Raw genomic sequence first — 498 nt, 5'->3', positions numbered from 1 at the left:
TTGTGGTTGCCGGCGGGGTTGTTTGGGGTGGTGGCGGAGGAGGATCCGTCGGTGTTGGTGGGGGTGCGTGAGGTTGTGGTGGGTGGTGATGTGGTGTCGGTGGGTGCGGTGTTGCGGGTGTTGGGTGTGTGTGGGGGTTTGCGTGTGGTGAATGGTTATGGGCCGACGGAGATGACGACGTTTGTGTCGCGTGGGGTTGTGGGGGAGGGGTGGTTGGGTGGTTCGGTGGTGCCGTTGGGGCGTCCGTTGGATGGGACTGTGTATGTGTTGGATGGGTTTTTGGAGCCTGTTCCGGTGGGTGTGTGTGGTGAGTTGTATGTGTCGGGTGTGGGGATGGCGCGGGGTTATGTGGGGCGGGCTGGGTTGTCTGCTGAGCGGTTTGTGGCGGATCCGTTCGGCGCGGTGGGCGGGCGGATGTATCGGACGGGCGATGTCGTCCGGTGGCGCACAGACGGCGAATTGGAGTTTGTGGGGCGTGCGGATGCTCAGGTGAAGGTG

At 63.5% G+C, this 498-nt stretch carries 1 protein-coding gene; it reads left to right on the top strand.

All coding sequences use genetic code 11. From position 1 onward, the window contains the following. Positions 1–30: 30 nt before the first annotated feature. A partial coding sequence (locus IH09_RS36270) for an AMP-binding protein (protein WP_318279678.1) occupies positions 31–498 on the top strand: 468 nt, incomplete at its 3' end.

It is taken from the genome of Streptomyces celluloflavus (assembly GCA_000720995.1).
Lineage (GTDB): Bacteria > Actinomycetota > Actinomycetes > Streptomycetales > Streptomycetaceae > Streptomyces > Streptomyces celluloflavus.
Note: the sequence above shows the minus strand (reverse complement) of the source record. Positions and strands in the feature narration are given on the sequence as shown.